The 26,705-nt window shown below is 62.0% G+C and carries 25 protein-coding genes; 7 read left to right on the plus strand and 18 right to left on the minus strand.

Annotated elements, in window-relative coordinates:
* Window positions 1–82: 82 nt before the first annotated feature.
* Window positions 83–2,371 carry a 5-methyltetrahydropteroyltriglutamate--homocysteine S-methyltransferase gene (gene metE, locus ACMGF9_RS22585; protein ID WP_414160439.1) on the minus strand — a complete coding sequence of 763 codons (2,289 nt, stop codon included), beginning with the start codon at window positions 2,369–2,371 and terminating at the stop codon, window positions 83–85.
* 90 nt (window positions 2,372–2,461) lie between these two features.
* Here metE and metR point away from each other — a divergent pair, with 90 nt between their 5' ends.
* Window positions 2,462–3,406, plus strand: coding sequence for an HTH-type transcriptional regulator MetR (metR, locus tag ACMGF9_RS22590; protein ID WP_015376299.1), 945 nt, complete (start codon window positions 2,462–2,464; stop codon window positions 3,404–3,406).
* A gap of 16 nt (window positions 3,407–3,422) precedes the next feature.
* Here metR and ACMGF9_RS22595 read toward each other — a convergent pair whose 3' ends face one another.
* On the minus strand, window positions 3,423–4,283 hold the full coding sequence (locus ACMGF9_RS22595) for a carboxylate/amino acid/amine transporter (RefSeq protein WP_015376298.1): 861 nt from the start codon (window positions 4,281–4,283) through the stop codon (window positions 3,423–3,425).
* A gap of 151 nt (window positions 4,284–4,434) precedes the next feature.
* Here ACMGF9_RS22595 and ACMGF9_RS22600 point away from each other — a divergent pair, with 151 nt between their 5' ends.
* Entirely contained in the window at window positions 4,435–4,764 is a 330-nt protein-coding gene (locus tag ACMGF9_RS22600) for a hypothetical protein (protein ID WP_016929457.1), read from the plus strand.
* On the opposite strand, the gene ACMGF9_RS22605 is transcribed toward ACMGF9_RS22600, so the two are convergent.
* The 12 genes from ACMGF9_RS22605 to ACMGF9_RS22660 all read right to left on the minus strand — a co-directional run bounded on the left by ACMGF9_RS22605 (window position 4,745) and on the right by ACMGF9_RS22660 (window position 17,031).
* Entirely contained in the window at window positions 4,745–5,701 is a 957-nt protein-coding gene (locus ACMGF9_RS22605) for an AEC family transporter (protein WP_015376296.1), read from the minus strand. The two genes, ACMGF9_RS22600 and ACMGF9_RS22605, sit on opposite strands and share 20 nt — an antisense overlap.
* 60 nt (window positions 5,702–5,761) lie before the next feature.
* On the minus strand, window positions 5,762–6,499 hold the full coding sequence (ugpQ, locus tag ACMGF9_RS22610) for a glycerophosphodiester phosphodiesterase (RefSeq protein WP_015376295.1): 738 nt from the start codon (window positions 6,497–6,499) through the stop codon (window positions 5,762–5,764).
* The gene (locus ACMGF9_RS22615; RefSeq protein ID WP_021504802.1) at window positions 6,499–7,569 is read right to left on the minus strand and encodes a sn-glycerol-3-phosphate import ATP-binding protein UgpC; all 1,071 of its coding nucleotides are present in this window, start codon (window positions 7,567–7,569) and stop codon (window positions 6,499–6,501) included. Before ACMGF9_RS22615 ends, ugpQ begins: the two co-directional genes overlap by 1 nt.
* Before the next feature lie 5 nt (window positions 7,570–7,574).
* Window positions 7,575–8,420 (minus strand): sn-glycerol-3-phosphate ABC transporter permease UgpE, encoded by an 846-nt coding sequence (gene ugpE, locus ACMGF9_RS22620; RefSeq protein ID WP_004934403.1) that lies wholly within the window; start codon window positions 8,418–8,420, stop codon window positions 7,575–7,577.
* Window positions 8,417–9,304 (minus strand): sn-glycerol-3-phosphate ABC transporter permease UgpA, encoded by an 888-nt coding sequence (ugpA, locus tag ACMGF9_RS22625; RefSeq protein WP_015376293.1) that lies wholly within the window; start codon window positions 9,302–9,304, stop codon window positions 8,417–8,419. The genes ugpE and ugpA overlap by 4 nt, the downstream gene beginning before the upstream one ends.
* Window positions 9,305–9,382: 78 nt before the next feature.
* Window positions 9,383–10,702 carry a sn-glycerol-3-phosphate ABC transporter substrate-binding protein UgpB gene (gene ugpB / locus ACMGF9_RS22630; RefSeq protein ID WP_004934396.1) on the minus strand — a complete coding sequence of 440 codons (1,320 nt, stop codon included), beginning with the start codon at window positions 10,700–10,702 and terminating at the stop codon, window positions 9,383–9,385.
* Window positions 10,703–10,889: 187 nt separating this feature from the next.
* The gene (locus ACMGF9_RS22635) at window positions 10,890–12,077 is read right to left on the minus strand and encodes a PLP-dependent aminotransferase family protein (RefSeq protein ID WP_099982196.1); all 1,188 of its coding nucleotides are present in this window, start codon (window positions 12,075–12,077) and stop codon (window positions 10,890–10,892) included.
* 44 nt (window positions 12,078–12,121) lie between these two features.
* On the minus strand, window positions 12,122–12,823 hold the full coding sequence (gene livF / locus ACMGF9_RS22640; protein ID WP_015376292.1) for a high-affinity branched-chain amino acid ABC transporter ATP-binding protein LivF: 702 nt from the start codon (window positions 12,821–12,823) through the stop codon (window positions 12,122–12,124).
* 1 nt (window position 12,824) lies between these two features.
* The gene (gene livG, locus ACMGF9_RS22645; protein ID WP_015376291.1) at window positions 12,825–13,595 is read right to left on the minus strand and encodes a high-affinity branched-chain amino acid ABC transporter ATP-binding protein LivG; all 771 of its coding nucleotides are present in this window, start codon (window positions 13,593–13,595) and stop codon (window positions 12,825–12,827) included.
* The gene (locus ACMGF9_RS22650; protein ID WP_049241602.1) at window positions 13,592–14,875 is read right to left on the minus strand and encodes a high-affinity branched-chain amino acid ABC transporter permease LivM; all 1,284 of its coding nucleotides are present in this window, start codon (window positions 14,873–14,875) and stop codon (window positions 13,592–13,594) included. The genes livG and ACMGF9_RS22650 overlap by 4 nt, the downstream gene beginning before the upstream one ends.
* Window positions 14,872–15,798 carry a high-affinity branched-chain amino acid ABC transporter permease LivH gene (gene livH / locus ACMGF9_RS22655; RefSeq protein ID WP_015376290.1) on the minus strand — a complete coding sequence of 309 codons (927 nt, stop codon included), beginning with the start codon at window positions 15,796–15,798 and terminating at the stop codon, window positions 14,872–14,874. Before livH ends, ACMGF9_RS22650 begins: the two co-directional genes overlap by 4 nt.
* Before the next feature lie 117 nt (window positions 15,799–15,915).
* Window positions 15,916–17,031, minus strand: coding sequence for a branched-chain amino acid ABC transporter substrate-binding protein (locus tag ACMGF9_RS22660; RefSeq protein WP_004934358.1), 1,116 nt, complete (start codon window positions 17,029–17,031; stop codon window positions 15,916–15,918).
* A 405-nt stretch (window positions 17,032–17,436) separates the two neighbouring features.
* Between ACMGF9_RS22660 and panM the strand changes: the two genes are divergently transcribed.
* Genes panM through ACMGF9_RS22675 form a run of 3 tightly spaced genes read left to right on the plus strand, consistent with a single transcriptional unit; the run spans window position 17,437 to window position 21,105 of the window.
* Window positions 17,437–17,829: an aspartate 1-decarboxylase autocleavage activator PanM gene (panM, locus tag ACMGF9_RS22665; RefSeq protein ID WP_015376288.1), complete on the plus strand. Its 393-nt coding sequence runs from the start codon at window positions 17,437–17,439 to the stop codon at window positions 17,827–17,829.
* Entirely contained in the window at window positions 17,826–19,043 is a 1,218-nt protein-coding gene (locus ACMGF9_RS22670; protein WP_414160440.1) for a DUF3142 domain-containing protein, read from the plus strand. The genes panM and ACMGF9_RS22670 overlap by 4 nt, the downstream gene beginning before the upstream one ends.
* Before the next feature lie 43 nt (window positions 19,044–19,086).
* Window positions 19,087–21,105, plus strand: a complete 2,019-nt coding sequence (locus ACMGF9_RS22675; protein ID WP_411295620.1) for a hypothetical protein — start codon at window positions 19,087–19,089, stop codon at window positions 21,103–21,105.
* Window positions 21,106–21,168: 63 nt separating this feature from the next.
* Here ACMGF9_RS22675 and rpoH read toward each other — a convergent pair whose 3' ends face one another.
* The 4 genes from rpoH to ftsY form a co-directional block, all read right to left on the minus strand.
* Window positions 21,169–22,026, minus strand: a complete 858-nt coding sequence (gene rpoH / locus ACMGF9_RS22680; RefSeq protein ID WP_004934345.1) for an RNA polymerase sigma factor RpoH — start codon at window positions 22,024–22,026, stop codon at window positions 21,169–21,171.
* 317 nt (window positions 22,027–22,343) lie between these two features.
* Complete coding sequence (ftsX, locus tag ACMGF9_RS22685; protein ID WP_004934340.1) at window positions 22,344–23,297, minus strand: permease-like cell division protein FtsX; 954 nt, start codon at window positions 23,295–23,297, stop codon at window positions 22,344–22,346.
* Entirely contained in the window at window positions 23,287–23,958 is a 672-nt protein-coding gene (gene ftsE, locus ACMGF9_RS22690; protein ID WP_004934337.1) for a cell division ATP-binding protein FtsE, read from the minus strand. Before ftsE ends, ftsX begins: the two co-directional genes overlap by 11 nt.
* 5 nt (window positions 23,959–23,963) lie before the next feature.
* On the minus strand, window positions 23,964–25,577 hold the full coding sequence (gene ftsY, locus ACMGF9_RS22695) for a signal recognition particle-docking protein FtsY (protein WP_414160441.1): 1,614 nt from the start codon (window positions 25,575–25,577) through the stop codon (window positions 23,964–23,966).
* A gap of 242 nt (window positions 25,578–25,819) precedes the next feature.
* Between ftsY and rsmD the strand changes: the two genes are divergently transcribed.
* Window positions 25,820–26,440 carry a 16S rRNA (guanine(966)-N(2))-methyltransferase gene (gene rsmD, locus ACMGF9_RS22700; RefSeq protein ID WP_015376284.1) on the plus strand — a complete coding sequence of 207 codons (621 nt, stop codon included), beginning with the start codon at window positions 25,820–25,822 and terminating at the stop codon, window positions 26,438–26,440.
* Window positions 26,430–26,702 (plus strand): DUF1145 family protein, encoded by a 273-nt coding sequence (locus ACMGF9_RS22705; RefSeq protein WP_004934327.1) that lies wholly within the window; start codon window positions 26,430–26,432, stop codon window positions 26,700–26,702. The genes rsmD and ACMGF9_RS22705 overlap by 11 nt, the downstream gene beginning before the upstream one ends.
* Window positions 26,703–26,705: the final 3 nt, after the last annotated feature.

Raw genomic sequence — 26,705 nt, forward strand, 5'->3', positions numbered from 1 at the left:
CCCCGCATAAAAAAGGGCGCCGAAGCGCCCAATCATCACACCAGTCAATCTGTAAGCGGCGGAGCTCATCCGCCGCACGCCATCACGCCTGCTCGCGCAGGCGCTGCGCCGCCAATACCATGTTGGCCAGCGACTGCCGGGTTTCCGGCCAACCGCGGGTTTTCAGGCCGCAGTCCGGGTTAACCCACAGGCGTTCCGCCGGGATGTTCTGCGCCGCTTTACGCAGCAGCGCTTCGATCCATTCCACGCTCGGCACGTTCGGCGAGTGGATATCGTAGACGCCCGGCCCGATTTCGTTCGGGTATTCGAACTCTTTGAAGGCTTCCAGCAGATCCATATCGGAACGCGAGGTCTCGATGGTGATCACGTCGGCGTCCAGCGCGGCGATGGAGTCCATGATGTCGTTGAACTCGCAGTAACACATGTGGGTGTGGATCTGGGTGTCATCCTGCGCCACGGCGGCGTTCAGTTTGAAGGCGTCCACCGCCCAGTTCAGGTAGGCGGCCCAGTCGGATTGGCGCAGCGGCAGCCCCTCGCGCAGGGCGGGTTCGTCGATCTGAATGATGCCGATGCCGGCTTTTTCCAAATCTTCCACCTCGTCGCGCAGCGCCAGCGCAATCTGCTTGGCAATCACTTCACGGGTCACGTCTTCACGCGGGAACGACCAGCACAGGATGGTCACCGGCCCGGTCAACATGCCTTTCACCGGCTTGTCGGTCAACGACTGGGCGAATTTGGCCCATTCGACGGTAATGGCTTCCGGGCGGCTGACGTCACCGATGATCACCGGCGGCTTCACGCAGCGGGAGCCGTAGCTCTGCACCCAGCCGTTCTGGGTAAACACGAAGCCGTCGAGGTTCTCGCCGAAATATTCCACCATGTCGTTGCGCTCGGCTTCACCGTGCACCAGCACGTCCAGCCCGAGGCGCTCCTGCTCAACGATCGCCTGTTTGATGTGCTCTCCAATGCTGGTGCGGTAGTTGTTGCCGTCCAAACGGCCCTGTTTGAAATCCAGGCGCAGGCCGCGGATCTCGGTGGTTTGCGGGAACGAACCGATGGTGGTGGTCGGCCAGGCCGGCAGGTTGAAACGTTCGCGCTGCGCCCTGGCGCGCTCGGCGTAAGCGCTGTGGCGCTCGCTGTCCTGCGCAGTGATCGCGGCCAGACGGCGCTCAACCTGCGCATTGTGTACACGGCTCGACTGACGGCGGGCGCGGATCGGTGCGCTGTAGGCGTCCAGTTCGGCTTGCTTCGCCGCGTCAGGCGCGTTCAGCGCCGCAGCCAGCAGCGCCAACTCGGCGCATTTTTGTAGAGCGAAGGCGAACCAGCTTTTCACTTCTTCATCCAGACGGCTTTCCACGCTCAGGTCGATCGGGCTGTGCAGCAGTGAACAGGAGGAGCCAATCCACAACGGGCGGGTGCCCACCAGCGGCTGAAGACGTTCGAACCAGCGGCTCAGATCGGCGCGCCAAACGTTGCGGCCGTTGATCACGCCCAGCGACAGCAGCCAGTCTTGCGGCAATGCGGCGCTCAGCGCGGCGATATCGTCGTGACCGGCGACCAGATCGACGTGCAGCCCCTGTACCGGCAGCGTGCGAACCGTATCGAGGTTGTGGCCGACGCTGTCGAAATACGTGGTCAACAACAGCTTAACCTGCCCCTGCAGCGCTTCGTAAGCCGGTTTAAAGGCGTCCAGCCAGGCCTGCGGCAGCTCCAGCACCAGCGCAGGCTCGTCAATTTGCACCCACTCGACGCCGCGTTTCGCCAGTTCGGCCAGCACTTGCTGGTAAACCGGCAGAATGTCTTTCAGCAGCGACAGGCGATCGAACGGCTCGCCCTTCACTTTACCCAGCCACAGATAGGTCACCGGGCCCAGCAGCACCGGTTTGATGCGGTGACCAAGCGCCAGCGCTTCGTCCACTTCATCCAGCAGCTGGGTCCAGCCCAGCTTGAACTGCTGGCCTTGTTGGAACTCGGGCACCATGTAGTGGTAGTTGGTGTTGAACCATTTGGTCATTTCTGCCGCGGCCGCCGGCTCGCCGGTCGGTGCGCGGCCACGGCCGATGCGGAACAGCGTGTCCAGATCGATCGAGCCATCCGCATTCTGATGGCGCGCCGGCACGTTGCCCAGCAGCAGGCTGGTGGTCAACACATGATCGTACCAGGCGAAATCGCCGACCGGCACCAAATCCACCCCGGCCTGCTGTTGCTGTTGCCAATGGCGAGCGCGCAGCTCGCGGCCAACCGCCAACAGCTCTTCCTGCGTTGAGTTGCCAGCCCAGTAGCTTTCCTGAGCTTTTTTCAGCTCACGTCGTAGCCCAACGCGAGGAAAACCCAGTGTGTGATTCAAAATTGCCATCGTCTTATTCCCCATTTAGCCGTCCAGATGTTTACACATCCATAATCAGCAGGTACTGTATTAACCACAAGCGCAATTTATTCACTGTCAATGTGAAGGACTCTCATGATCGAACTGAAACATTTACGGACGCTGCAGGCCCTGCGCAGCAGCGGTTCGCTGGCGGGGGCGGCGGCCCAACTTCATCAGACGCAGTCTGCCCTGTCGCACCAGTTCAGCGATCTTGAGCAACGTCTGGGCTTCAAGCTGTTCGTGCGCAAGAGCCAGCCGCTGCGCTTCACCGCCCAGGGCGAGATCTTGCTGCAGCTGGCGGAACAGGTGCTGCCGCAAATCTCACAGGCGCTGCAGGCCTGCCACGAGCCGCACCAAACCACGCTGCGCATCGCCATCGAATGCCACAGCTGCATTCAGTGGCTGACGCCGGCGCTGGACAATTTCCGCCAGCGTTTCCCGCAGGTGGTGATGGACTTCACCTCCGGCGTGACTTTCGATCCGCAGCCGGCCCTGCAACAGGGCGAGCTGGATCTGGTGATGACGTCGGATATCCTGCCGCGCAGCGGCCTGCACTATTCGCCGATGTTCGATTTCGAGGTGCGTCTGGTGCTGGCGCCGGATCATCCGCTGGCCGGCAAGCCGCACATCGAGCCGGCAGACTTGAGCGATGAAACGCTGTTGATTTACCCGGTGCAGCGCCAGCGGCTGGATATCTGGCGGCATTTCCTGCAGCCGGCGGGCGTCAACCCGGCATTGAAGAACGTCGATAACACGCTGCTGCTGATCCAGATGGTCTCGGCGCGGATGGGGATTGCGGCGCTGCCGCATTGGGTGGTGGAGAGTTTCGAACGGCAGGGGCTGGTGGTGACCAAAACCCTGGGTGACGGCCTGTGGAGCCGCCTGTACGCCGCCGTGCGCGACGGCGAACAGCGCCAGGCGGTGACCGAAGCCTTTATCCGCTCGGCCCGCCAGCACGCCTGCGATCATCTGCCGTTCGTGCGCGACGCGGCACGCCCCGGCGCGACCGGCGCCAAAGCATTGGCGGCCGGCGTATAAACTGTCGCCCTCCCGTTTAGCCGAGCTGTTTCGGCGCCACCCAGCGGCGGTGCACCCACAGCGAAGCGACGATCACCGCCCCGCCGATGATAAAGCTCGGCCAGTGCGGCTGTTGCTGCCAGATGGCAAGGTTGACCAACAAGCCGGCCGGCACATGCATGTTGTTCATGATGCCGAGCGTGCCGGCATCCACCTGCGTCGCGCCGTAGTTCCACATGAAATAGCCCAGCCCCGACGCCACCACGCCCAGCCAGATCAGCACGCCCCACTGCAGATTGGTCGTCGGCAGCTGCTGCGGATTGCCCCACAGGAACCAGGCCACCACCGCCACCACCGCCGCCCCCAGGTAGAACCAGGAAAAGGCGGTGTGCTGCGGCAAGGGGTGCACTTCCATCAGGCGCTTATAGCCGACCATGCCGATGGCGAAGCTGATGTTCGCCGCCTGCACCAACAGCAGCCCCCACCAGAAGTGTTCGCTCAGTTGGTGATAGCGAATGATCGCCGCGCCCAGCACCGCCAGCAGCGCGCTGAACACATAGCCCCAGCGTAAACGTCGGCCGCTCAGTAAGTCGTAGATCAGCGTGATGTACAGCGGCGTCAACACGGTGAACAGCAGGAATTCGGGTACCGTCAGGTAGAGATAGGCGCGGAAGCTGAACAGATACATGATGCCCAGTTGGAAGGCGCCCACCAGCATATACAGCAGGATCACCCTGGGCTTGATATTGCGCCAGCGCAGGAACGGCAGGAACACCAGCGCCGCCAGCCCGATGCGCACCAGCGCCGAAAACCCGCTGTCGACCTGACCCGCCAAATACTCGCCGATCAGGCTAAAAGAAAACGCCCACAGAATGGTGGTGATAACCAAGAGCAGCACGATGGGTTCATCCTAGCAATTCATAAACCGCGATTGTAACGGAAGATGGGCACCGCGTTGGCGAAAAGGCGGTTTACATTTGAACAAAATACAAACTACCAGCAAAATTTCACCGCTGGGTTAGGCTTAATAAAAAAGCGAGGTAACCATCATGAAAACGTCTCACATCCTGTTCGCTCTGCTGTTGCTGCCCGGCCTGGCTGCAGCGGCCAACGGCGTAACCGATCTGCGTTCACAGCAGCAGCTTCTCAACCAAAACAGCCAACAGGCGCAGCAACAGCGCTTGTTGAACAACCGGCAGATGGATCAACGCCGCCTGCAACAACAGCGACAGTTCGACAATCAACGGCAACAGCTGTTGCAAACCACGCCGAACGGCGGCCAGCTGCTGCCTAACGGCAACCAGCCGCGCGATCCGTTCAACCGTACCGCGCCGGCGGTGCCGCAGGCCCCGCTGCCGGCTACGCCCGCACGCCCATAACGGTGAGGATCAGCGGCGTGGTGATCGCCGCCAGCACGGTGGACATCACCAGGCTGGTGGCGGCCGGGCCGGTGAGCGTATTGAACTGGCGCGACATCAGGTAGACATTCACCCCCACCGCCATTGAGCCCAGCAGCACCACCACGCGGGTCTCCATCGGCGGCAGATCCATCATCCAGGCCAGCAGCCAAATCACCAACGGCTGTACCAGCAACTTCAGCACGCAGATGGCGCTGCTCAGTTGCCAGCCTTCGCTGATGCGGTACTCGGCGAGCCCCATGCCAAGCACCACCAGCGACAGCGGCGCCGCCACCTGGCCGAGCATGCTGACCGGCCGATCGACGAAGTCCGGCAGCGGCAGGCCGGTCAGGCTAAACAGCGTGCCGGACAAAATGCCGACGATCAGCGGGTTGGTCAGCACGCTGCGCGCGGTTTTAGCAAAGCCCCCCAGCGTCGGCGAGCCGTTGCGCGCCCATTCGATCGACACCGTGACCAGCGTCCACAGGATCAGGCCGTTGAACACCAGCACCAGCGCCACCGACGGGATCGCCGCCTGCCCCAGCATCACGCTGGCGATCGGTAAACCGAGCATCACGTTATTGGAGAAAATACCGCCCAGCGCAAACACCGACCCGGCGACGCCATCCAGCCGGAAAAGGTACCGGGCAACCAGGCGGCCGAGCACGAACACGATCAGGCAACTGCCGAAGAACGCGATCAACAGCCGGGCATCGACCGCCGGACGCTGCGAGAAGTCGCACATCATGCGAAACAGCATGGCGGGCAAGGCGAGGGAAAACACAAAGCGCGTCAGGCCATCGGTGATGCTGGCGGGCCATTTCCCCCAGCGAATCAGCCCATAACCCAACGCGATCAGGACGAACAGCGGTAATGACAGCACCATCTGGTGCCACAGTGACAGGATAAAGCCAGGCATCGCATTCCTTCCGGTGGTGCGGCGGCAAGGCTTGTCGTCGCAGGATTCATCGGCGCCGGATTAGAACTCCGGGCCAATCAAATCTATCCGGTCGGTGCAAATGCAGTCAACGCCCCAGTCGAGCAGCAGGCGCGCGCGATCAGGCTGGTTAACGGTGTACACCAGAATGCGCAGACCGGCGTCTTTCAACGCTTTCACCCGCTCGGCGGTCAGCGCCTTGTGGTCGATATGCAGCGAGACGCAGTCCAGACGTTCGGTCAGCTCGCGCCAGTTGTCGTCCCAGTCCTCCAGCAGCAAGCCGCGCGGCAAATCCGGCACGGTGCGTTGCGCCGCCGCCAGCGCTTCCACCGAGAAGGAGGAGAGCAACGGGTCGGTCTGCCCTTGCCACAGCAGCCGCGCCGCCAGCGCCACCACCCGGCCGGTTTCGTCGTCGCTGCCGGTGGTCGGTTTGATCTCGATATTGGCCATCAGGCCGTGTTCCCGGCAGCGTTCCGCCACCTCCGACAGCAGCGGCAGCCGCTCGCCCTTGAAGGCCGAGCTGTACCAGTTGCCGGCGTCCAGCTGCACCAGCTTATCCCACGGCAGCTCGCCCGCCACGCCCCAGCCGTTGCTGGTGCGATCCAGCGTATCATCATGCAGCAGGAAAATTTGTCCGTCCTGCGCCAGTTTGGCGTCGAACTCGATCATCTTGTGGCCGTGGCGCGCGCCGACGTCGATCGCCGCCAGGGTATTTTCCGGCGCCAGAGAACCGCCGCCGCGGTGGGCAACGATATGAGGGTAAGGCCAGGGTCTCGTCATCAATCCATCCGTAATCCGCTGTGGGTGTCAAAGAAGTGCAGCGCCTGAGCAGGCAGCTGCAAATATAGCGTACTGCCCGCCGTCGGCAAGGTTTCATGCGACAGCCGCGCGATCACCCCGTGACCGCCCCACTGGCCGTGCGCCAGATTGTCGGCTCCCAGCAGTTCCAGCGTCTGCAGCTGCAGCGGCACGCCCTGGCCTTGCGCCACCAATTGAATATGCTCCGGCCGAATGCCCAGCGTCAACGGCCGCCCCGCCCACTGCGGCTTGGCCGCCGGCAACGGCAGCGCCATGCCGTCCGCCAACAGCAGCTGGCCGCCGTCGGCGCTCAGGGTGCCGGGCAGCAGGTTCATCGCCGGCGAGCCGATAAAGCCGGCGACGAACAGCGAAGCCGGCCGTTGGTACACTTCACTCGGGGTGCCGATCTGCTCCGCCACGCCCTTATTCATCACGATCACCCGCTGCGCCAGCGTCATCGCCTCCACCTGGTCGTGAGTCACGTACAGGCTGGTGGTTTTCAGACGGCGGTGCAGCTGTTGCAGCTCCAGGCGCATCTGCACCCGCAGCTTGGCGTCCAGGTTGGACAGCGGCTCATCAAACAGGAATACCGCCGGTTCGCGCACGATGGCGCGCCCCATCGCCACGCGCTGGCGCTGGCCGCCGGAAAGTTCGCGCGGTTTGCGCTTGAGCAGCGGCTCCAGCTCCAGGATGCGCGCCGCTTCCTCCACCCGCTGGCGGATATGCTCCTTGCCGAAACCGCGGATCTTGAGGCCGTAAGCCATGTTGTCGTACACGCTCATGTGCGGATAGAGCGCGTAGTTCTGAAACACCATCGCGATACCGCGATCCTTGGGCTCCAGATCGGTCACGCGCCGGGTATCGATATAGATATCGCCGCTGGTAGTGCGCTCCAGCCCGGCCACCATGCGCAGCAGCGTGGACTTGCCGCAGCCGGACGGGCCGACCATCACGATGAACTCACCGTCCGCCACGTCGAGGTCGATCTGTTTGATCACCGGCGTTTTACCGTCGTAAGACTTGGTGACCGCCTGTAGTTTTAATCCTGCCATCGTCGTTATTTCTCGCTATCAACCAGACCGCGCACAAACCAGCGCTGCATCAGAAGCACCACCGCCAGCGGTGGCAATAAAGTCAGAATCATCGCCGCCATCACCTGGTTCCACTGGGTCGGCGCGCCGGAAGTGGAGATCATGCTCTTGATGCCCGCTACCGCGGTGCCCATCGAGGCGTCGCTGGTGATCAGGATCGGCCACAGGTATTGGTTCCAGCCGTAGATAAAGGTGATGACGAACAGCGCCGCCAGATTGGTTTTCGACAGCGGCAACACGATGTCCCAGAAGAAACGCATCGGCCCGGCGCCGTCGATGCGCGCCGCCTCCAGCAGCTCATCCGGCAGCGTCATGAAGAACTGGCGCAGCAGGAAAGTGGCGGTAGCCGAGGCCATCAGCGGCAGCGTCAGGCCGGTATAGCTGTCCAGCAGGTTGAGGTTGGAGATCACCTCCACCGTCGGGAAAATACGCACTTCCACCGGCAGCATCAGGGTGAGGAAAATCAGCCAGAAGAACAGGCTGCGCAGCGGAAAGCGGAAGTACACGATGGCGTAAGCCGACAGCACCGACACCGCGATTTTGCCGCAGGTGATCGCCAGCGCCATGATCACGCTGTTGAGCAACAGCAGCGAGAACGGCACCTTGAGGTTGCCCACGCCGCCCTGCCAGATATTGCGGATGTTCTCCCACAGGTGGCCGCCGGGCACCAGCGTCATCGGCACCTGAAACACCTGTTTGTCGTCCAGCGTGGCGGCGACAAAGGCCACGTACAGCGGGAACAGCACCACCAGCACGCCGATAATCAGCATCACATGGCTGAAGATGTCCAGCCCGCGTCGATTCTCAATCATTGGTAGCGCACCTTACGTTCAACGAAGCGGAACTGGATCACCGTCAGGCCGATCACCAGCAACATCAGGATCACCGACTGCGCGGCGGAGCTGGAGAGATCCAATCCGGCGAAGCCTTCGCGGTAGATCTTGTAGATCAACGTGGTGGTGGACTGCACCGGCCCGCCGCCGGTGGCGGCGTCGATCACCGGGAAGGTATCGAAGAAGGCGTACACCAGATTGACCACCAGCAGGAAGAAGCTCACCGGCGCGATCAGCGGCAGCACCAGATGGAAGAAACGCCGCACCGGGCCGGCGCCGTCGATGGCCGCCGCCTCCACCAGCGAACGCGGGATCGACTGCAGCGCCGCGAGGAAAAACAGGAAGTTATAGCTTATCTGCTGCCATACCGAGGCCAGCACCACCAGGAACATCGCCTGGCCGCTGTTTTGCGCATGGTTCCAGTTATAACCCAGCCCATTGAGGAAGTGGGTGATCAACCCCAGACCGGGGTTGAACAGAAAGATCCACAGCACCGCCGCCACCGCCGGCGCCACCGCGTAGGGCAGGATCATCAGCGTGCGATAGAGGCGGCTGCCGCGCAGCACGTAGTCCACCAGCGCAGCGAAGAACAGCGAGACCGCCAGCCCGATGCCCGCCACCAGGAAGCTGAAGATCAGCGTGGTGTAGAACGAGTCGAGGTAGTAAGGATCCTGGAACAGCTGCTTAAAGTTATCCAGCCCGACAAACTGGCTGGACAGGCCGAACGGATCGAGACTCTGCACCGAATACCACAGCGCCTCGCCGGCGGGCCATAAAAAGAAGACGGCGGTAATCAGCAGCTGCGGCAGCACCAATGCATAGGGCAACCAGCTGCAGCCGAAACCGGGACGGGAAGATGACATAGCAGTTAAACCATTAATCGGGCACGGAAGGATCGGCGTGAAGACGCGAGCCCGGTCCGCCGGGCCCGCGACGCAGGGTTATTTGGTTGATGCTTCGAAGCGACGCAGCAGCACGTCACCGCGCTGCACGGCGGCGTCCAACGCCTGCTGAGGCGTTTTCTTGCCGGTCCACACGCCTTCCAGCTCCTCATCCACCACGCTGCGGATCTGCGGCATGTTGCCCAGGCGCAGGCCCTTGGTGAACGGCAACGGCGGCTTGTTCAGCATCTGGCGAGTGGCGACGTCGGCGCCCGGGTTCTTGTCATAGAAGCCCTGCTGCTTGGTCAGGTCGTAAGCCGCGGTGGTGATCGGCAGATAGCCGGTCTTCTGGTGCCATTCGGCGGCGATTTCCGGTTGCGCCAGGTACTGCAGGAACTCGGCCACGCCCTTGTAGGTGGCGGCGTCTTTGCCGTTCATCACCCACAGGCTGGCCCCGCCAATGATGGCGTTCTGCGGCGCGTTTTTCGCGTCGGCATCGTAAGGCATCATGCCGACGCCGTAGTTGAATTTGGCGTAGTGCTTGATGTCCGCCAGCGAACCGGAAGAGGCGGTGGTGATGGCGCAATCGCCGTTGTAGAACTTCTCGGTGGATTCGTCTTTGCGGCCGAAGTAGGTGAAATCACCCTTCTTGTTCATCGCTTCGAGCAGCGCGATATGCTTGACCTGCAGCGGTTGGTTGAACTCCAGCTTGGCACTGGTGCCGCCGAAACCGTTGTTTTCACTGGCGAACGGCACGCCGTGCCAGGCGCTGAAGTTCTCCAGTTGGATCCAACCTTGCCAGCCGCTGGCGTAACCGCACTTCATGCCGGCTTCGCGCAGCTTGGCGGTATCCGCCGCCAGTTCCTGCCAGGTTTTCGGCGGTTGATCCGGGTTCAGGCCGGCCTTTTTGAAGGCGTCTTTGTTGTAGTACAGCACCGGCGTGGAGCTGTTGAACGGCTGCGACAGCAGATGGCCGCTCTTGTTGTCGGTGTAATAGCCGGCCACCGTCGGCACGAACACCGATTCGTCGAAGTTGATGCCGGCCTCTTTAAACACTTCGTAGACCGGCTTGATGGCTTTGCTGGCCATCATGGTGGCGGTGCCCACTTCGTAAACCTGCAAGATCGCCGGCGCCTTGCCGGAGCGGTAAGCGGCGATGCCCGCCGCCAGGCTCTGTTCGTAGTTGCCTTTATAAACCGGCACAATCTTGACGTCGCTGTGCGACTGGTTGAAGCGATCCGCCAGAGAGTCCACTTCTTTACCCAGTTCGCCTTCCATCGAATGCCAGAACGGGATTTCTGTCGCCGCCAGCGCCTGGGCGCTGACCGCCAGGGTCAATGCGACGCACAGCGTGGTTTTGCGAATAGCGTAGGTGAGCATGCCTAACTCCTGAAAAAGCTGGTGTAAAAGCGCGTGAGCGAAAAGAATCAGTTTTTTGTTCGGAAGCTAACATGCCATGCGCGGATGACAGAAAAATAACCGTTAGATGACAGCCACATGACGGCAAGGTGAAGTGAAGATGGCGGTTTGATGTCGGCGGCGGGCATCAGCTCCGCCGCCGCGAGGCTTATAGCGAACGGCGCAGGCGCGCCACCGCTTCTTGCATCTGCTGCTCGGTGGCAGTGGCGAACGACAGGCGGAAGGTCGAACGATCCGGGTTGTCGGAGAAGAAGTATTCCCCCGGCACGAACACTACGCCCTGCTGCAGCGTGGTGTTCAGCCATTCGGTGGCGTTGAACGGCTGGCGGAAACGCGCCCATAGGAACATGCCACCCTTCGGTTTATCGAAGGTGATGTAGTCGCCCAGCTCCTGCTCCACCAAACCGGCCAGGATCTCACCCTTCTGTTTGTAGGCGGCGCGGATCTTCTCGATCTGGGCCGGCAGGCGATCCAGGCCGAGGTAGCATTCGACGATGCTCTGCGACAGGGCGCTGGCGTGCAGATCCGCCGCCTGTTTGATGATCGCCACTTTATGCAGCAGGAACGGCGGCAGGATCGCCCATCCCAGGCGCAGGCCCGGCGCCAGGATCTTGGAGAAGGTCGAGGTATAGATGATGTGGTCGGTATTGCCCAGCACCCGCTGCGACACCTGATGCAGCGTCGGGTGGCGCTCTTCGGTGAAACGCAGCTCGCCGTACGGATCGTCTTCGATGATCAGGAAGTTATGTTCGGCGGCCAGCTTCACCAGCAGTTCGCGGCGCGCGGCGCTGAGGGTGATGCCGCTCGGGTTGCCGAAGTTCGGCACCACGTACACGCCCTTGATACGCTGGGTTTTCAGCAGCTCGGCCAGCTCTTCCACCACCATGCCGTCGCTGTCGGACGAGACCGACATGATGTTGGCTTCCGCCAGTTCCAGCGTTTGCAGCGCCGCCAGGTAGGTCGGGCGCTCCACCACGAACACGTCGCCCGGGTTGACGATGGCGCGCATCACCAAATCCAGTGCCTGCTGAGAACCGGCGGTGACCATCACCTCTTCCGCGCGCGCGGTGACGCCGCGCTCGGCGCACAGCGCGCAAATGCGCTCACGCAGCAGCGGGCTGCCCTCGGTCAGGCCATACTGGAACGCGCTTTTCGGCTGTTCGGTGATCGCCTGCTGGGTGGCAATGCTCAATCCTTCGAAATCGAACAGCGCATCAGAGGGGATGCCGCCCGCCAGCGAAATGACGTGTTCCATCTTGCTGTGCTTAAGCAATTCACGGATGGCCGAACTTTTTACGTTAACGATGCGCTGCGCGAGTAACCCTTCTGTCTTCATTTCTTCTTCTCGTACCTGATTATTTTAATTCGTAGGGGGGCGGATTAACCGCCCAGATACGCCGACCTCACTGCTTCGTTGGCTAACAATGCAGCCCCCGTATCTTCCAACACCACGCGGCCGTTTTCCAGCACATAACCGCGGTCCGCCAATTTCAGCGCCTGATTGGCGTTTTGCTCCACCAGGAAGATAGTCATGCCCTCTTCCCGCAGCTGCTGAATGATGTCGAAGATCTGCTGGATGATGATGGGCGCCAGCCCAAGCGAAGGTTCGTCGAGCAGCAGCAGCTTCGGCTGGCTCATCAGCGCGCGGCCGATGGCCAGCATTTGCTGTTCGCCGCCGGACATGGTGCCGGCACGCTGGCTTCGGCGCTCCAGCAGGCGCGGGAACAGCGTGAACACCCGTTCGATGCGCTGTTGATACTGGTGACGATCGGCGAAGAAGCCACCCATCGCCAGGTTTTCTTCCACCGTCATGCGCGAGAAGACGCGCCGCCCTTCAGGTACGATCGCCACCGCTTCACGCATGATGCGCGAGGTTTGCCACTGGGTAATGTCCTGGCCCTGAAAGACGATGCTGCCTTCGCTGGCGCGCGGTTCGCCGCACAGGGTGCCGAGCAGCGTGGTTTTACCGGCGCCGTTGGCGCCGATTAACGTCACGATTTCGCCCTGACTTATCGTGAGACTGACCTGATGCAGCGCCTGAATTTTGCCGTAATGGGCGGATACCTGATTGAATGACAACATATTATTCTTCGCCCAAATAAGCCCGGATCACGTCCGGGTTGTTACGGATCTCCGCCGGTGTGCCCTGCGCCAGCGGCGTGCCCTGATTCACCACGTAAATGCGATCGGAAATGCCCATCACCAGCTTCATGTCGTGCTCGATCAGCAGCACCGAGACCTTATGCCGATCGCGCAGCTCGACGATCAGATGATCCAGCTCGTCGGTCTCTTTCGGGTTGAGGCCGGCGGCCGGTTCGTCCAGCATCAGCAGCTCCGGCCGGGTCACCATGCAGCGGGCGATCTCCAGCCGACGCTGCTGCCCGTAGGCCAGGTTGCCCGCCGAACGGTTGGCCATCGATAGCAGGCCGACGCGCTCCAGCCACTCCGCCGCGCGCGCCAGCGCCTCGGCTTCGGCGCGGCGGAAGGCCGGGGTTTTCAGCAACCCGGCGAACACGCCGCTTTTCAGGTGCTGATGCTGCGCCACCAGCAGGTTCTCAATCACCGTCATTTCACGGAACAGCCGCACATGCTGGAAGGTGCGCACCACGCCCATGCGGGCAATGGCCTGCCCCGCCAGCCCTTCCAGATGGCGATCGCGCAATTTGATGGTGCCGCCGCTCGGGCGGTAGAAACCGGTCAGGCAGTTAAACACCGTGGTTTTACCGGCGCCGTTGGGGCCGATCAGCGAGACAATTTCGCCTTCATTGAGCGTCAACGCCACATTGTTGACCGCCAGCAGCCCGCCGAAACGCATCGACAGGCCTTCCACCTGAAGTAAAGGTTGAACGCTCATGCCTGTTCCCCCTTGCCCGCGTGAATGTCCGCCGCCTGCAGCTTCAGCTGCGGCCGTTTCATCGGCAACAGCCCCTGCGGCCGCCAAATCATCATCAGCACCATCAGCGCACCCAGCAGCAACATGCTGTATTCATTCAGATCGCGCATCAGCTCGCGCGACACCACCAGCAGGATCGCCGCCAGAATGACCGCGAACTGCGAGCCCATGCCCCCCAACACCACGATCGCCAATACGAAGGCCGACTCGACGAAGGTGAAGGATTCCGGGCTGACGAAACCCTGGCGCGCGGCGAACAGCGTGCCGGCAAACCCGGCGAAGGCGGCGCTGATGGTAAAGGCGGTCAGCTTGATGCGCGTCGGGCTGAGGCCCAGCGAGCGGCAGGCGATCTCGTCTTCACGCAGCGCTTCCCAGGCGCGCCCGAGCGGCATGCGCAGCAGGCGGTTGATAACGAACAGCGTCAGCACCACCAGCAGCAGCGCCACCAGGTACAGGAACACGATGCGATCGCTCGGATCGTATTTCAGGCCGAAGAAGTTATGGAAGGTATCCCAGCCGCCGTCGCGCACGCTGCGGTTAAATTCCAGGCCGAAAAAGGTCGGTTTCGGGATCTGGCTGATGCCGTTCGGCCCGCCGGTGATCTCGGTATTGTTCAGCAACAGGATGCGCACGATCTCGCCGAAGCCGAGCGTCACGATCGCCAGGTAGTCGCCGCGCAGCCGCAGCACCGGGAAACCGAGCAGGAAGCCGAAGGCGGCGGTGACGATACCCGCCAGCGGCAGGCTCTCCCAAAATCCGAAACCGTAATAGTGATTCAGCAGCGCGTAGGTGTAGGCGCCGATGGCGTAGAAACCGCCGTAGCCGAGCACCAGCAGACCGGACAGGCCCACCACCACGTTGAGGCCGAGGCCCAGCATCACGTAGATCAGCGTCAGGGTGGCGATATCCACCGTGCCGCGCGACACCAGGAACGGCCAGGCGACCGCCGCGACGATGAGCAGAGCCGCCAGCAGCTTTTGCCGCGGCGTGGTGCCGTCGAAGCTCGGCAGCACGAACGCCGGGCCGGAGACCTTTTTCAAGCCCTGCTGCAGCAGCGGGCGCAACAGCTGGAAGAAAAAGACGATGACGCAGCCGATGCCGATCCACATCCAGCGCACTTCCGCCGCGCCGTGCACCACCAGTTTGGTGCCGTCCAGGCTGAGCTGCATGCCCATCAGGAACGAAGCCATCACGAACAGCACCGCCGTGGCGATCAGCGCATTAAGCAGATTGAGTTTCATACTTTCTCAACCTCCGGACGCCCAAGAATGCCGGTCGGCATGATCAGCAGCACCACGATCAGCAACGCGAACGACACCACGTCTTTGTATTCGGTGCTCAAATAAGCGGAGGTCAGCGCTTCCGCCACGCCCAGCACCAGGCCGCCGATCATCGCGCCGGGAATGCTGCCGATGCCGCCCAGGACCGCAGCGGTAAAGGCTTTCATACCGGCCATAAAGCCGATGTAAGGGTTGATGACGCCGTAGAACTGGCCGAGCAACACCCCGGCCACCGCCGCCATCACCGCACCGATGACGAAAGTCAGCGAGATCACCCGGTCGGTGTTGATGCCCAGCAGGCTGGCCATCTTCAGATCTTCCGCGCAGGCGCGGCAGGCGCGGCCCATGCGTGAATAGCGGATAAACAGCGTCAGCGCCAGCATCGCCAGGAAGGTCACGAGCCAGATGGTCAGCTGCATGGTGCTGATGGTGGCGGCGAAGCCGTTGCTTTCCCCCAGCACCCACTGGCCGGTCACCAGGCTGGGCAGCGCCAGATCGCGCGAACCCTGCGTCAGGCTGACGTAGTTTTGCAGGAATATCGACATGCCGATGGCCGAGATCAGCGCAATCAGGCGCTTGGAGTTGCGCACCGGCTTGTAGGCCACCCGCTCGATGCTCCAGCCGTAGGCGCTGGCGATGACGATCGAGACCAGGAACGCGGCGCCGATCAGCAACCAGCCGACGTCGATGCCGAGCATCATCAGGGCGGCGATAACGATAAAGGAGACATAGCTGCCGATCATGTACACCTCGCCGTGGGCGAAGTTGATCATGCCGATGATGCCGTAAACCATGGTGTAACCGATGGCGATCAATGCATAGGTGCTGCCCAACGTTAAGCCGTTGAACATCTGCTGCAGAAAATAGAGGAGCTGCTCTGACATACTCTGAACCCTTGGCTGCGAAACCCGCCGACGGAGAACCGGCGGGTAAAGGGAGACGGGGCCGGCAAGCCGACCCGCCGGGCGCAGCGGGCTGCGCCCCACCCTAATCATTATGGCTTATTTGATCGGTGTGGACGTGCCGTTGGCATGCCATTCGAACACGCCGAACTCGAAGCCTTTCAGATCGCCCTTGTCATCCCAGGTCAGCGGCCCCATCACGGTGTCCACCGGCTTGCCGGTTTTCAGATCCTTGACGATGTCCGCCGGCTCCTGGCTGCCGCTGCGCTCCATCCCGGTGGTCAGCGACTGCAGCGCGGCATAGGTGGTCCAGACGAACGGGCCGGTCGGATCCAGCTTCTTGGCCTTCAGCGCATCGACGATCGGCTGGTTGGCGGGCACCTGATCGTAGCGTTTCGGCAGCGTCACCAGCATGCCTTCCGAGGCGGCGCCGGCGATGTTGGACAGCGAGGAGTTACCCACGCCTTCCGGCCCCATGAAGCGGGTGGTCAACCCGGCCTGTTTGGCCTGACGCAGGATCTGGCCCATTTCCGGGTAGTAACCGCCGAAATACACGAAATCGATATTCTCTTTCTTCAGGCGCGCCACCAGGGTGGAGAAGTCTTTGTCGCCGGCGGTGATGCCTTCGAACATCGCCACTTCGGTACCCTGTTTTTTCAGGCTGTCGCGCACCGAGCGCGCCAGGCCTTCGCCGTATTGCTGCTTATCGTGCACCACGGCGATGCGCTTCGGCTTGATGTCGCTGAGGATGTATTTGGCGGCGGTCGGGCCCTGATCCGAATCCAGACCGGTGGTGCGCAGGATCATCTTGTAGCCGCGAGTAGTCAGATCGGCGTTGGTGGCCGCCGGGGTAATCATGATCACGCCTTCGTCTTCATAGATATCGGACGCCGGCTGGGTGGAAGAGGAACACAGGTGGCCAATCACGTAGCGAATGCCGTCGTTGATCACCTTGTTGGCGACCGCAACCGCCTGTTTCGGATCGCAGGCGTCGTCGTATTCCACGCCGACCAGCTTGTCGCCCTTGATGCCGCCCTTGGCGTTGATGTCGGCGATCGCCTGGCGCGCGCCGGTAAACTCCATGTCGCCATACTGCGCGACCGGGCCGGACATCGCCCCGACGATCGCCACCTTGATGTCTTTCGCCATAGCCGCCTGGCTCATGGCCATCGCAATGCAACCCGCCAGCAGTGCCTTACCTGTTGTTAATTTCATCCGCAAATCCCCATCTGTCGTTGTGAACGTACCTGTTGTGTTTGCCTGCGCCCGATCGTTATTGACCGCTTTTGTTATAAGTAATAATGATTTAGGCAATTTGTCGGCATTATTTTCTAATAAGACTTTATTTTTCATGCCATTAAACAGGAATTTTCTGCTGCAAATCAACTTCATCAGGCAGAAACAAGCGGTGTAAACAGGATAAAATTCGAATTAAATCTGCGCCGTTTACCTTGAGGCGTAGCGCGTTGTGCTGGTTAACAATCCCTTTACTAACTATTTACTCGGAAAATGCCCCGTGCAAAAAACATATTGCACAGTAATCGTACAGAAAAACTTACACAACGCTCTGCACAAGATCTATTACACTGTCGGCATCATTTAGCTGCGCGGAAATTCTGCATGAAACTGACCATCGAGCGCCTGACCGCGCTGTCCCCGCAAGACCTTATCGATCTCGGTAAAATTTGGCCGCATCAGCAGCCGGAACAGTGGCAGAGCTGGTTGAGCGGCGGCAAGGCGCTGTTCGCCGCCCGCTTCAACGAGCGTCTGCTGGGCGCGGTGAAAATTGCGCTGCAGGATGACCGCGCCGAGCTGCAGGACTTGCTGGTGCGCGAAGTGACGCGCCGCCGCGGCGTCGGTCTTTACCTGGTGCAGGATGCGCAGCGTCAGCTGCCGCAGGTCGCTCACTGGCAGCTGTCGACCGCCGGCCTGGCACCGCGCGAACGCGGGGAAGTCGAGAACTTCATGCGCGCCTGCGGCTTCGCACCGCAGGGCGATCTCTGGCAAAAATGAAACGCCGGTTGGCGGCGCTGGTCTTGATTGCGCTGGGGCTGGCGGCCGCGTTCCTCGGGCGCCAGCAGGCGCTGCGCCTGGCCTCAGACTGGGATCAGCAGGTTTATGTCTGGCAGCGGGTCTGGACGCCGCAGCACGCCGATGCGCTGGCGCACAGCCGCGATCTGTTCGCCGGGCTGCGGGTGCTGGCGCTGCAGGTGCATCCACGCGAGGGCTGGCGGGAAATCCCGGCCGACCTGCGCTTATTGCAACAGGATGGCCGCCCGCTCTGGCTGGTGGCGCGCCTCGACGGCCAGCTGCCGCAGCTGGACCAGGAAGCCATTATCCAGCGGCTGCTGGCGCTCGCCCAACGCTGGCAGGCGGCCGGGCTGCCCGTCACCGGCGTCGAGATCGATCATGACGCCGCCACCGCCCGCCTGCCGGACTACCAACGCTTTCTGCAGCGGCTGCGCCAACGCCTGCCCGCCGCTTTGCAACTCGGCATCACCGCCCTGCCGGCCTGGATCGGCTCGCCCGACCTGCCCGGCGTACTGCAACAGGCCGACAGCTCCGTCCTGCAGGTGCATGCGGTGCTCTCGCCGCAGCAGGGGCTGTTTGACGGCTCCTTGGCGCTACGCTGGGTGCGGCAGTACGCCGCCGTCACACCGAAGCCGTTTCGCGTCGCGCTGCCGGCTTATGGCATGGCGCTGCTGGGTTTTGATGCACAGGGCGCGCAGGTGGAGAGCGAATCCTCGCTGCGCGTGGCCGGCAACGGCCGCGAACTGACGGTCGCGCCGCAGCAGATCGCCGATTTTCTGCAAACGCTGGCACAGCAAACGCCGCCCCGGCTGCGCGGCATTATCTGGTTCCGCTTGCCACTGGCGGACGATCGGCGTGCCTGGTCGCTCGCCACGCTGCGAGCGGTGATCGAACGGCGGCCGCTGAATGTCGACTGGCAGGTAAAATTTAGGCCTCAGCCACAGCAAAACGGGCTGTATGATCTGATAATTCATAACAACGGGCCGGTGGACGCCCCGCTGCCGCAAGAAGTCATCATCCGCGCCGACGACTGCCTGGCGGCGGACGCGGTCGGCAACTACCGGCTGGAATCCGCACCGCAACGGCAACGCTTTATTCGCATCAGCGGCGATCAGCTGCGCGCCGGGCAATCCCGGCCGCTGGGCTGGCTGCGCTGCCAACAACTGACGCCAGGAGGCACCCTTGTCACACCTTGATACGCGCGCGGCACGGAACACCCGCCGCTTTCTTCCGCTGGCCATGCTGATCGGCGCCGCGCTGGCGCTGCCGCTGAACGGCTATGCCTGCGGCCCGGATTTTCCTAACCGGCTGCTGATCGACCGCAACGGCACCCTGCTGTATATGCCGGAGGGCAATTTCGCCTTCGAAGCCGGCCGGCTGGTGCCGGCGGACAGTCAGTTGCCGCACTGGCAGGCCCCGCCGCCGCCGATGCCGCCGAAACCGATGCCGCAATCGCCGGAAACGATAGCGATCGGCAAAATGCGCGCCGCCAAAACGGTGGAAGAGGCTGACGCCGTCAATACGCAGGGGTTGTCCAACGCTGCGCGTCTCTATCAACTGGGCGCCGTGGCTTTCGCCAGCCACGATCCGCGCGCCGCAGACTATTTCCAGCAGGTGCTGAAGCTACCGGCCGCCGAGCAGGGCGATTGGGGGCTGCGGGCGCAGTATTCGCTGGGGCGGGTACTGATGGCGGACCACGGGACGCCGGTGAACGAATCCGGTGAAGCGGCCCCCGCCGCCGAGCACCCGCCAAAAGCCGCGCTTGAACAGGCGCTGGCTGCATTCCAGCAGGTGATCGATCGGGTGAAAAACGGCGCCGCCGATCCCGATCAGCTGGCGCTGAGCAGCCTTGGGCAGCAGGCGCGCATCCACCTGTGGCTGGGTGAGGTCGCCCCCGCCGCCCACCTGTACGCACAGCAGGCGGCGCAGGGCGATCCGAGCGGCGGGCAGTCGCTGCAGTACGTCTCCAGCTTCCTGGTCAACCCCGACCATTTGGACACGCTGAAACAGATTATCGGCGATCCGTTGATCCAACAGCTGGTGACCATTGAGCTGTTCGCCCGCAGCGGCAACCTGCAAATGGCGGATACCGACGGCAACGGCCGCTCCGCACAAATCATCAACCAGATCCTGACGCTGCTGGACGGCTCAGTGAAAAGCGGCTTCGCCGGCAGCGATCGGCTGGCGGCATTGGCTTACCGCTCCGGGCAGTACCCGATGGCGGCAAGCCTGCTGAAAAACGCCGGCGACAGCGGCCTGGCGTGGTGGCTGCGCGCCAAAATGGCGCTGCGCGACGGCGATGTGAAAGCCGCCACCGCCGCCTACGCCAAGGCGGCAAGCGCGTTCCCCGCCGACGAAAGCTGGGGCGAGCAACGCAACGCCGACTTCGTTGCGGAAACCATCGTGCCCGAATGCCGGGTGGCCGGCGAACAGGCCATCCTGGCGCTGAACCGCGGCGACTATCTGCAGGCGATGGACCTGCTGTATCGCGGCAAGGCGCTCTATTGGGCCGACGTGGCCGACGTGGCGGAGCGAGTGCTGACCGTCGATGAGTTGAAAGGCTTTGTCGATAAGCACGCCCCGGCGCCGACGACGCCGCTCAAGCCGGTTAACCCGGACGACTACGGCGGCCAGCAGATCACGCCGGAAGTGCAGCTGCGCGAACTGCTGGCGCGGCGGCTGATGCGCGTCGGAAGAGCTCCGGAGGCGCTGGCCTACTTCGATATCCCCAACTACCGGCAGGCGGCGCAGCAGTACGCCGACGAGCTTAAGGCCGCCAAGGACAAATCCGCCGCACCGCTGGCGCGTGCGCAGGCTTACTATCGCGCCGCCAACCTGCTGCGCGCCCAGGGGCTGGAGTTTACCGGCTACGAAATGACGCCGGACTACGCCATCTATGGCGCCGGCTATTCCTATCTGGGGGATGCGTTCGATACTCGCGAGCTGAAGCACAAAAGTTGGATCGACAGCGCGGAAGCGGTACGCGCCAAGGCGGCGCTACCGGCGGAAGACAACCGTTTCCTGCACTATCGCTGGCAGGCGGTTGGGCTGGCGCAGCAGGCGGCCGATCTGCTGCCGCCGAAGAGCCAGGCCTATGCCGCCGTGCTGTGTAACGCCGCCAGCTGGGTTATCAAGCGCGACGCCAAAACCGGCCGGGCGCTTTATCAGCGCTACATCAACACCGGCACCCGCTACCCGTGGGCGGCGAAATTCGGCTACGACTGCCCGGCGCCAGACTTTGCCGCCGTGGCGCCATAGCGCCGGATTTCAGGCACTAAAAAGCCCGGCTTGCCGGGCTTTTTTATCGAATCTCGCATCGACTCAGGCTTCGATCGCCATTTTCAGTTTCTTCATGGCGTTCTTTTCCAGCTGGCGCACGCGTTCGGCGGAAACGCCATACTGATCGGCCAGCTCCTGCAGCGTCGACTTGTTGTCGTCGTCCAGCCAACGGGCGCGAATGATATGCTGGCTGCGCTCGTCCAGACCTTCCAGCGCATAGGCCAGTTTGTCTGCGGCGTTGCTTTCCCAGTTATCTTCCTCGATGCCTTCGGCGAAGTCCGAGCTCTTGTCCTGCAGGTACAGCACCGGCGCCATCGACTGGCCGTCGCGGGCCTCGTCGTCCGGAGTCGGATCGAACGTCATGTCCTGCGCCGCCATACGAGATTCCATCTCGCGCACGTCTTTGCTGGTTACGCCCAGCTCACGGGCCACCAGTTCCACTTCATCCTGGTTGAACCAACCCAAACGCTGCTTGGTTTTGCGCAGGTTAAAGAACAGCTTGCGCTGCGCTTTGGTGGTCGCCACTTTCACGATGCGCCAGTTGCGCAATACGTACTCGTGGATTTCCGCCTTAATCCAATGCACCGCAAAGGAAACCAGACGCACGCCGACTTCAGGGTTGAAGCGGCGAACGGCTTTCATCAGGCCGATATTGCCTTCCTGAATCAGATCCGCCTGCGGCAGACCATAGCCTGAATAGTTGCGGGCAATATGAGCGACAAAGCGCAGGTGAGACAGGATGAGCTGCTTAGCGGCATCCAGATCGCCCTGATAATGCAGCCGTTCAGCCAGCTCCCGCTCTTCCTCTGCCGTCAGCATCGGATAGGCGTTGGCTGCCCGGATATAGGCTTCCAAGCTACCTTGGGGTACTAAGGCTAAAGTTTGCATTTCTTTGGTCATTCAAACCCTCTCTATGAGAATACAAAATCATGCAGGTGATTATTACAGCGGGGAAATGATTGATTCTACGGCAGTTGCTGAAGCAAAAGCGGTTCCACACGCCGGGCACCTTAACATTTGCTGCAATTTTTGACCGTATTCCGCCCCAGAAGTTCACCCTTTTTTGCAAGCATTGTTGCTGACAATACGTGACGAAGGTGCAGGCCGATAGGGAATTTGTGCGCTAAGAAGAGAGGGATGGTGCTGACTTCGCTTGAGGTCACTCTTCTCCCGCAACGCGATCAAAAGCAGCAGGAGAAGAGTATACCAAAAAAATCTTACTGTGGTGTAAATCGGCGTAAATGTTGCACCGTCGCCAGCCAGGCGGCGATCCAGCCGATCATCGCGGAGATGATCAGCAGCAGCAGCGCCTCATCCCAGCCCAGCCCGTGCAGGGTGAAGGTGGTGCCGAATACCTTGGCTACCCCGGCGACCACCGACTCCAGTTGCCATACCAGCGCCCCGGACAACACCAGCGACAGCAGCGCGCCGGCAAAGCCCAGCATCGCCCCGCCGTTGAGGAACGGCCGCAGGATAAAACCGTCGGTGGCGCCGATCAGTTTCATCACGTTGATGGTGTCGCGACGGCTGAAGATGCTCAGACGCACGCTGTTGCCGATCACCAGGAACACCGCCACGATCATCAGCACGCCGATGATCGCCGCAATCTGGCCCGCCAGCCCGGTCAGCGCCGCCAGGCGGGCAAACCAGCTGTCATCCATACGCACTTCTTCCACGCCCTGCACCGCCGCCACGCGATCGCGCAGGGTGTTGAGGGTGTCCGAACTCTGGAAGCTCAGCTTCGGCGTGACGATCGCCACCGCCGGCAGCGGGTTCTCTTCCAGCATGTCCAGCGCGCCGCCAAAGCCCGACCAGTTGCGGAACTCGCCGCGCGCTTCTTCACGCGACAGGTAATTGACCTTCTCCACGCCGGCTTCCGCCTTGATGGCGTCGAGCACTTTCAGCGCGGCGTCGTCATCGAGCGATTTATCCAGATAGACGGTCAGCTGCGGCGTTGGATACCACTGGCTGGCCGCGGTGCTGACGTTTTTCCACACGATGTAGCACACGCTCGGCAGCGTCAGGGAAATGGCGATCACCATCACCGTCAGCAGCGTCGCCAACGGCTGACGCAGCATGTCTTTGATGGCGTTCATCCAGGCGTAACGCCACTGTTCGCGCCAGCCGCCGCGCAGCGCCTTGCTCTTGGCGGTTTTTGCGTTATTGGCCATGGTGAGCGCCTCCTTGCATGCGGCCCTGGCTCAGCGTCAGGATGCGGTAATTGCGGCGGGCGATAAGCCCGGTGTCGTGCGTCGCCATCAGAACGGTCACGCCGACGCGGTTGAATTCTTCAAACAGGCGCAAAATGCCTTCCGACAGCGCATCGTCCAGGTTACCGGTCGGTTCATCCGCCAGCAGCACCGCCGGCTTGTTCACCACCGCACGGGCGATGCCCACACGCTGCTGCTCACCGCCGGACAGCTGAATCGGGAAGTTTTTCGCTTTATCCAGCAAACCGACCTTGTCCAGCGCGGCGGAAACGCGGCGGCGGATATCTTCGGTGCTGGCGCCGGCGATGATCAGCGGCATCGCCACGTTGTCATACACCGTGCGATCCAGCAGCAGGTGGTGATCCTGGAAGATCATGCCGATCTGCCGGCGCAGGAACGGCACCTCGCGGTTTTTCAAACGGCTGATGTCGTGGCCGCCAAACCAGATGTGGCCGGCGCTGGGCCGTTCGATACCGCAAATCAGTTTCAGCAGGGTACTTTTCCCCGCGCCGGAATGGCCGGTCAGAAACGCCATCTCCGCCGGGCGCAGATGGAAATCAACCCCCTGCAGCGCTTGCCGTCCGCCCAGATAAGCTTTACTGACCTGTTCAAAGCGAATCATCCGTATTAATCCTCTCGGGCAAAAAGTGCCTCAATAAAATCGTCAGCCTTAAACGGCCGCAAATCTTCGATGCCTTCCCCGACGCCGATATAGCGGATCGGGATACCGAACTGATCGGCGATGGCGAAGATCACCCCGCCCTTGGCGGTACCGTCCAGTTTAGTCAGCGTGATGCCGGTTAAGCCCACGGCCTCATTAAATAATTTCGCCTGACTGACCGCATTCTGGCCGGTGCTGGCATCGAGCGTCAGCATAACCTCATGGGGGGCCTGGTCGTCCAGTTTTTTCATGACGCGGACGATCTTCTTCAGCTCTTCCATCAGGTGCGATTTGTTCTGCAGACGGCCGGCGGTATCGGCGATCAACACATCGATGCCGCGCGCCTTGGCGGCCTGCACCGCATCGAAGATCACCGAAGCGGAATCCGCGCCGGTATGCTGCGCCACCACCGGAATGCGGTTGCGTTCACCCCACACCTGCAGCTGCTCCACCGCCGCGGCGCGGAAGGTGTCCCCCGCCGCCAGCATCACCGACTTGCCTTCCGCCTGGAACTGGCGCGCCAGCTTGCCGATGGTGGTGGTTTTACCCACGCCGTTCACGCCGACCATCAGGATGACATACGGGGTTTTCCCGCTGACATCCAGCGGCTGATCGACCTTGGCCAGAATTTCGGACATTTCCTCCTTCAGCTTGCCGTACAGCGCTTCGGCGTCTTTCAGCTGCTTGCGGCTGGCGTGCTGGGTCAGGGAGGTGATGATCTTGCGCGTGGTGTCCACGCCAACGTCGGCGATCAGCAGCTGTTCTTCCAGCTCGTCGAACAGGTCGTCGTCGATCTTTTTACCGCGGAACAGCCCCATAAAGCCGGAGCCGAGGTTCTGCTTGGTCTTCAGCAGGCTGCGCTTCAGGCGCGCGAAGAAGCCCTCTTTGGTCGGGCGCTCCTGCTCTTGCGCAGCGGCCGGCACGACGGGTTCCAGCGGCTCTTCTTCCGCTTCCGGCTCTGGCTCAACGACCAGCTCGGGTTCGATGACCGGCTCGGGCTCGATGACCGGCTCGGGTTCGACGACCGGCTCAGGCTCAACGACCGGCTCAGGCTCAACGACCGGCTCAGGCTCAACGACCGGCTCAGGCTCAACGACCGGCTCAGGCTCAACGACCGGCTCAGGCTCAACGACCGGCTCAGGCTCAACGACCGGCTCAGGCTCAACGACCGGCTCGGGTTCGACGACCGGCTCAGGTTCGATGACTGGCTCGGGTTCGACGACCGGCTCGGGTTCGGTAACAGGTTGCTGCTGCGCCGCCACCTGTTCGGTGACGCTGACGATCTCTTCGGCCAGCGCTTGCGCCGCCGGATGCTCGGCCGCTGCCGGCAGATTTTCCGCGATTTGCTCGCCGGCCTGACCGTTATCCCACTCTCCCGGGGTGTCGACGGAGGCGGCAGGTTCAGATTCCTGGGCGGGGAGCTTGTCGTCCAGCTTGGCGGTGACCGGTTCAGCCGGCGTCTCCGCGGCCTGAGGTTCCGCCTGCTCTACCGACGGCTCAGGTTGCTGTTGATCTTCTTCCTTCTCCTTCTGGCCAAACCCCAGCCAGGAGAAAAACCCACGTTTCTTATCTTTTGCCATGTTATGACTCTACTCCGTACCGAAGGCTCGCTTACCCTCCATACCTGAAGGATATATGCTGACAATAATCCGCCGAGTCTATCACTTTCCCTCGCCCAGCAACACGCATCCGGCATGCTTTCCGGCGTGAAATCAGACAACAACGTTTTACCGTTCCCCCCGACGCCCGTCACCGGTAGAATAGGGACAACTTTTCGTTAACCTCGGCGGCCCCGCGCCGCGAAAGAAACCAAACAACGCTTATGACAAGACTCTCGCCACGGGCGGCGGCCAAAAAACCGCCCCAGGCCGCAGCCGGACAGATCCGCATCATCGGCGGCCAATGGCGCGGTCGCAAACTCCCGGTGCCGAACAGCCCGGGGCTGCGCCCCACCACCGATCGGGTACGCGAAACCCTGTTCAACTGGCTGGCGCCGGTGATTCAGGGCGCGCGCTGCCTCGACTGTTTCGCCGGCAGCGGCGCATTGGGGCTGGAAGCGCTGTCGCGCTATGCCGGCAGCGCCACGCTGCTCGAATTCGAACGGCCGGTGGCGCAGCAGCTGGAAAAAAATCTGGCGCTGCTGCAGGGCAAAGGGGTGGTTATCAACACCAACGCGCTGAGCTGGCTGGCGGGCGATGGCCAACCGTTCGACGTGGTGTTCCTCGATCCGCCGTTTCGCAAAGGCCTGCTGGCGGAGACCGCCCTGTTGCTGGAGCAACGCGGCTGGCTGGCCGACGAGGCCTGGATCTATGTAGAAGCCGAGGCGGAAAGCGCCGCGGCGGACGTGCCTGCCAGCTGGCAGCTGCACCGGGAGAAGGTCGCCGGCCAGGTGGCCTATCGCCTTTATATTCGTTCGCAAGAGAAAACCGACCATGTTGATTAATCTGGGCCGCCTGCTGATGCTGTGCGTGTGGGGCTTCCTGCTCTCTAACCTGTTCCATCCGTTTCCCAAGCCGCTGAAGTATTTCATCGACGTGGCGCTGTTCTTTATGGTGGTGATGCACGGCCTGCAGCTGGTGCTGTTGAAATCCACCCAGCCGAAGGATCAGCCGATCAGCTACTGGCAAGAGGCCAAGATCTTTATCTTTGGCGTGTTCGAGCTGCTGGCCTGGCAAAAGAAACAGCCGCCCATCAAGAAGAAGTGACCG

Origin of the sequence: Serratia sp. BNK-23, from assembly GCF_047456145.1 — a bacterium.
GTDB lineage: Bacteria > Pseudomonadota > Gammaproteobacteria > Enterobacterales > Enterobacteriaceae > Serratia > Serratia nematodiphila.